Annotated in this window: 2 tRNA genes and 3 rRNA genes; all 5 read right to left on the bottom strand. The window is 53.2% G+C overall.

Annotation, left to right across the window (positions count from 1 at the left end):
- Window positions 1-26: 26 nt before the first annotated feature.
- Window positions 27-139, bottom strand: a 5S ribosomal RNA gene (gene rrf, locus WKR98_RS29195).
- Between the two features lie 148 nt (window positions 140-287).
- A 23S ribosomal RNA gene (locus tag WKR98_RS29190) occupies window positions 288-3,166 on the bottom strand.
- A gap of 274 nt (window positions 3,167-3,440) precedes the next feature.
- A tRNA-Ala gene (locus tag WKR98_RS29185) sits at window positions 3,441-3,516 on the bottom strand.
- Window positions 3,517-3,540: 24 nt separating this feature from the next.
- Window positions 3,541-3,617 (bottom strand) — tRNA-Ile (locus tag WKR98_RS29180).
- A gap of 128 nt (window positions 3,618-3,745) precedes the next feature.
- Window positions 3,746-5,276: ribosomal RNA gene (locus WKR98_RS29175) — 16S ribosomal RNA — on the bottom strand.
- The 16S, 23S and 5S rRNA genes sit together here with 2 tRNA genes alongside, the layout of an rRNA operon.
- Window positions 5,277-5,724 lie beyond the last annotated feature (448 nt).

Raw genomic sequence — 5,724 nt, 5'->3', positions numbered from 1 at the left:
CCGGTCGGGGGTTTTGGTTGTAGATAGCCTGACAATGACCTACTTTCACAGACGTCCGTCCACTATCATCGGCGCAAAGGCGTTTCACTGTCCTGTTCGGGATGGGAAGGAGTGGGACCACCTTGCTATGGTCGTCAGGCTTTAACTTGTTGGCGGGGTGTTGATCGCGCGCAGGGTGACTGCGTCGCAGGCTCGAACAACCTGCCCAATTGGAAGAAGCACAACAGTGTTGGTAGCGAGGCTACCTGGTGTGTGACTGCGGCACACGCTACAACCGCCAGGGTTATAGGATCAAGCCGCACGGGCAATTAGTATCGGTTAGCTCAACGCATTACTGCGCTTCCACACCCGACCTATCAACGTCCTGGTCTCGAACGGCCCTTCAGGGGGGTCAAGCCCCCGGGAGATCTTATCTTCAGACGAGTTTCCCGCTTAGATGCCTTCAGCGGTTATCTCTTCCGTACATAGCTACCCGGCAATGCCATTGGCATGACAACCGGTACACCAGCGGTACGTCCATTCCGGTCCTCTCGTACTAGGAACAGGCTCCGTCAAATCTCCAGCGCCCACGGCAGATAGGGACCAAACTGTCTCACGACGTTTTAAACCCAGCTCACGTACCTCTTTAAATGGCGAACAGCCATACCCTTGGGACCGGCTACAGCCCCAGGATGAGATGAGCCGACATCGAGGTGCCAAACACCGCCGTCGATATGAACTCTTGGGCGGTATCAGCCTGTTATCCCCAGAGTACCTTTTATCCGTTGAGCGATGGCCCTTCCATACAGAACCACCGGATCACTATGTCCTGCTTTCGCACCTGTTCGACTTGTCAGTCTCACAGTTAAGCACGCTTATGCCATTGCACTATCAGCACGATTTCCGACCGTACCTAGCGTACCTTCGAACTCCTCCGTTACCCTTTAGGAGGAGACCGCCCCAGTCAAACTGCCCACCATGCACTGTCCCCGACCCGGATAACGGGCCAAGGTTAGAACCGCAAACAAATCAGGGTGGTATTTCAAGGTTGGCTCCACCGAATCTAGCGACTCGGTTTCAACGCCTCCCACCTATCCTACACAGACCGGTTCACAGTCCAATGCAAAGCTACAGTAAAGGTTCATGGGGTCTTTCCGTCTAGCCGCGGGTAGATTGCATCATCACAAACATTTCAACTTCGCTGAGTCTCAGGAGGAGACAGTGTGGCCATCGTTACGCCATTCGTGCAGGTCGGAACTTACCCGACAAGGAATTTCGCTACCTTAGGACCGTTATAGTTACGGCCGCCGTTTACCGGGGCTTCGATCAAGAGCTTGCACCCCATCACTTAACCTTCCGGCACCGGGCAGGCGTCACACCCTATACGTCCACTTTCGTGTTTGCAGAGTGCTGTGTTTTTATTAAACAGTCGCAGCCACCGATTCTCTGCGACCCTTTCACGCTCAGCGCGCAGGCGCTTCACGCTACCAGGGCATACCTTCTCCCGAAGTTACGGTATCAATTTGCCGAGTTCCTTCTCCTGAGTTCTCTCAAGCGCCTTAGAATATTCATCCCGTCCACCTGTGTCGGTTTGCGGTACGGTCTCGTTTAACTGAAGCTTAGAGGCTTTTCCTGGGACCACTTCCAATCACTTCGCGAACAAGTTCGCTCGTGCCACACCCTTGAATTACGCACCCGGATTTGCCTAAGTGCCTTCTTCGATGCAGCAACGGGGACTTCCAACACCCCGATGACATTCCGCGATCCGTCCCCCCATCGCATTAAACGACGGTGCTGGAATATTAACCAGCTTCCCATCAGCTACGCATCTCTGCCTCGCCTTAGGGGCCGACTCACCCTACGCCGATGAACGTTGCGTAGGAAACCTTGGACTTACGGCGAGAGGGCCTTTCACCCTCTTTATCGCTACTCATGTCAGCATTCGCACTTCTGATACCTCCAGCAGCCTTTACAAGCCACCTTCGCAGGCTTACAGAACGCTCCCCTACCACGCACAGTAAACTGTGCATCCGCAGCTTCGGTATATCGCTTAGCCCCGTTACATCTTCCGCGCAGGACGACTCGATCAGTGAGCTATTACGCTTTCTTTAAAGGATGGCTGCTTCTAAGCCAACTTCCTGACTGTCTATGCCTTCCCACTTCGTTTCCCACTTAGCGATATTTGGGGACCTTAGCTGGCGGTCTGGGTTGTTTCCCTCTTGAGTCCGGACGTTAGCACCCGGTGCTCTGTCTCCCAAGCTGTACTTCCAGGTATTCGGAGTTTGCAATGGTTTGGTAAGTCGCCATGACCCCCTAGCCATAACAGTGCTCTACCCCCTGGAGTAATACTTGAGGCACTACCTAAATAGTTTTCGGGGAGAACCAGCTATTTCCAGACTTGTTTAGCCTTTCACCCCTATCCACAGCTCATCCCCTAGTTTTTCAACACTAGTGGGTTCGGTCCTCCAGCACGTGTTACCGTGCCTTCAACCTGGCCATGGATAGATCGTCTGGTTTCGGGTCTACACCCAGCGACTGAACGCCCTATTCGGACTCGCTTTCGCTACGCCTCCCCTATTCGGTTAAGCTTGCCACTGAATGTAAGTCGCTGACCCATTATACAAAAGGTACGCCGTCACCCCACAAGGAGGCTCCGACTGTTTGTATGCATGCGGTTTCAGGATCTATTTCACTCCCCTTCCGGGGTTCTTTTCGCCTTTCCCTCACGGTACTGGTTCACTATCGGTCGATCACGAGTATTTAGCCTTGGAGGATGGTCCCCCCATCTTCAGACAGGATTACACGTGTCCCGCCCTACTTATCGTACGCCTAGTCCCACCTCAGTGATTTCGAATACAGGGCTATCACCTGCTATGGCCGGAGTTTCCAATCCGTTCTTCTATCACCGAAGCTAACTCGTACAGGCTGTTCCGATTTCGCTCGCCGCTACTTTCGGAATCTCGGTTGATTTCTTTTCCTCGAGTTACTGAGATGTTTCAGTTCACCCGGTTCGCCTCGTTAACCTATGTATTCAGTTAACGATACCGCCGAAGCGGTGGGTTTCCCCATTCGGAAATCTGCGGATCAAAGCTTGTTTGCCAGCTCCCCGCAGCTTATCGCAGGCTACTACGTCCTTCATCGCCTGTGATCGCCAAGGCATCCACCACATGCACTTAGTCGCTTGATCCTATAACCGTAGCGGCTATAGGCTGGTTTACTCTAGCGTTTGTGCCGTTCCAGAACATGAGCATTCTGGAACTGATATATGCAATCACAACCCGTTGTCCGACAATAACTCCACTGGCTCTTAACCAGCGTGTCGAACAACATTACTGTTGTTGCTTCTTCCAAATTGTTAAAGAACAGCCAAATCGTACTACACCGAGCCAAAGCCCAGCTTTAAGCGCAGCACGCTGCGCTTAAACCTAAGTTCTGGTGATCCGAGGAATTCCCACCGAAAATGGTGGAGGTTGACGGGATCGAACCGACGACCCCCTGCTTGCAAAGCAGGTGCTCTCCCAGCTGAGCTAAACCCCCACAGAAACTTCCGCTTCTGCTAACTGGTGGGTCTGGTTGGATTCGAACCAACGACCCCCGCCTTATCAAGACGGTGCTCTAACCGACTGAGCTACAGACCCATATTCTTCGGATCTGCATCCCAGGCCAAGGAACGTCAAGCATCAACACGCTTGCCCCTTTTCCTCACCGATCCAGCTTAATGAACAACCGATAAGAGTGGACACTTGATCAAGCACTTTACGCGCTGAAAGGAGGTGATCCAGCCGCACCTTCCGATACGGCTACCTTGTTACGACTTCACCCCAGTCATGAACCCTACCGTGGTAAGCGCCCTCCTTACGGTTAGGCTACCTACTTCTGGTAGAACCCACTCCCATGGTGTGACGGGCGGTGTGTACAAGACCCGGGAACGTATTCACCGCGACATGCTGATCCGCGATTACTAGCGATTCCGACTTCATGCAGTCGAGTTGCAGACTGCAATCCGGACTACGATCGGGTTTCTGGGATTGGCTCCCCCTCGCGGGTTGGCTGCCCTCTGTCCCGACCATTGTATGACGTGTGAAGCCCTACCCATAAGGGCCATGAGGACCTGACGTCATCCCCACCTTCCTCCGGTTTGTCACCGGCAGTCTCATTAGAGTGCCCTTTCGTAGCAACTAATGACAAGGGTTGCGCTCGTTGCGGGACTTAACCCAACATCTCACGACACGAGCTGACGACGGCCATGCAGCACCTGTGTTCCGGTTCTCTTTCGAGCACTCCTAAATCTCTTCAGGATTCCAGACATGTCAAGGGTAGGTAAGGTTTTTCGCGTTGCATCGAATTAATCCACATCATCCACCGCTTGTGCGGGTCCCCGTCAATTCCTTTGAGTTTTAATCTTGCGACCGTACTCCCCAGGCGGTCAACTTCACGCGTTAGCTGCGCTACCAAGCTCCGAAGAACCCAACAGCTAGTTGACATCGTTTAGGGCGTGGACTACCAGGGTATCTAATCCTGTTTGCTCCCCACGCTTTCGTGCATGAGCGTCAGTGTTATCCCAGGGGGCTGCCTTCGCCATCGGTGTTCCTCCACATATCTACGCATTTCACTGCTACACGTGGAATTCCACCCCCCTCTGACACACTCTAGTTCGGGAGTTAAAAATGCAGTTCCAAGGTTGAGCCCTGGGATTTCACATCTTTCTTTCCGAACCGCCTGCGCACGCTTTACGCCCAGTAATTCCGATTAACGCTTGCACCCTACGTATTACCGCGGCTGCTGGCACGTAGTTAGCCGGTGCTTATTCTGCAGGTACCGTCAGTTACGCCAGGTATTATCCGGCGCCGTTTCTTTCCTGCCAAAAGTGCTTTACAACCCGAAGGCCTTCTTCGCACACGCGGCATGGCTGGATCAGGGTTGCCCCCATTGTCCAAAATTCCCCACTGCTGCCTCCCGTAGGAGTCTGGGCCGTGTCTCAGTCCCAGTGTGGCTGGTCGTCCTCTCAAACCAGCTACGGATCGTTGCCTTGGTAGGCCTTTACCCCACCAACTAGCTAATCCGACATCGGCCGCTCCAATAGTGAGAGGTCTTGCGATCCCCCCCTTTCCCCCGTAGGGCGTATGCGGTATTAGCTACGCTTTCGCGTAGTTATCCCCCGCTACTGGGCACGTTCCGATGCATTACTCACCCGTTCGCCACTCGCCGCCAGACCGAAGTCCGCGCTGCCGTTCGACTTGCATGTGTAAGGCATGCCGCTAGCGTTCAATCTGAGCCAGGATCAAACTCTTCAGTTTAATCTCTAGATTTGTTCGTACTATGGGTCGAAACCCATGGCACGATCGCTTGCGTACTCAAAGAAATTGCAGATAAATGATTTACCTACAAACTTCTTTATATGAGCACTTGATTTCTTTTGCGTCGATCGACTGAACCGGTGTTACCCGACCCAACCGTCTCGCGCCCAACCAAGTGCCCACACTTATCGGCTGTTTATTTGTTAAAGAGCGGTACTGCCTTTACTGCTTCACTTCCTTGCCGTTCGCTGCGCTGTTTTGCTAGCGCTGCGTCATCAGCAGAGAAACGAGATTATGAAGAAGTTTTTTACGTCTGTCAAATCGTCGTTAGCGCTGCTAATTTCGATTCGTCAGACCCTTGCTGCGCTACCACCCTGCCGCAAGGCCCCTTCTTTTGGTCGGCTGCTTCGCTGCGCCCGCTTATGCGTAACCGCTGCTGAAACTGCCT

The organism is Pigmentiphaga sp. YJ18, assembly GCF_038066655.1.
Lineage (GTDB): Bacteria > Pseudomonadota > Gammaproteobacteria > Burkholderiales > Burkholderiaceae_B > Pigmentiphaga.
Note: the sequence above shows the minus strand (reverse complement) of the source record. Positions and strands in the feature narration are given on the sequence as shown.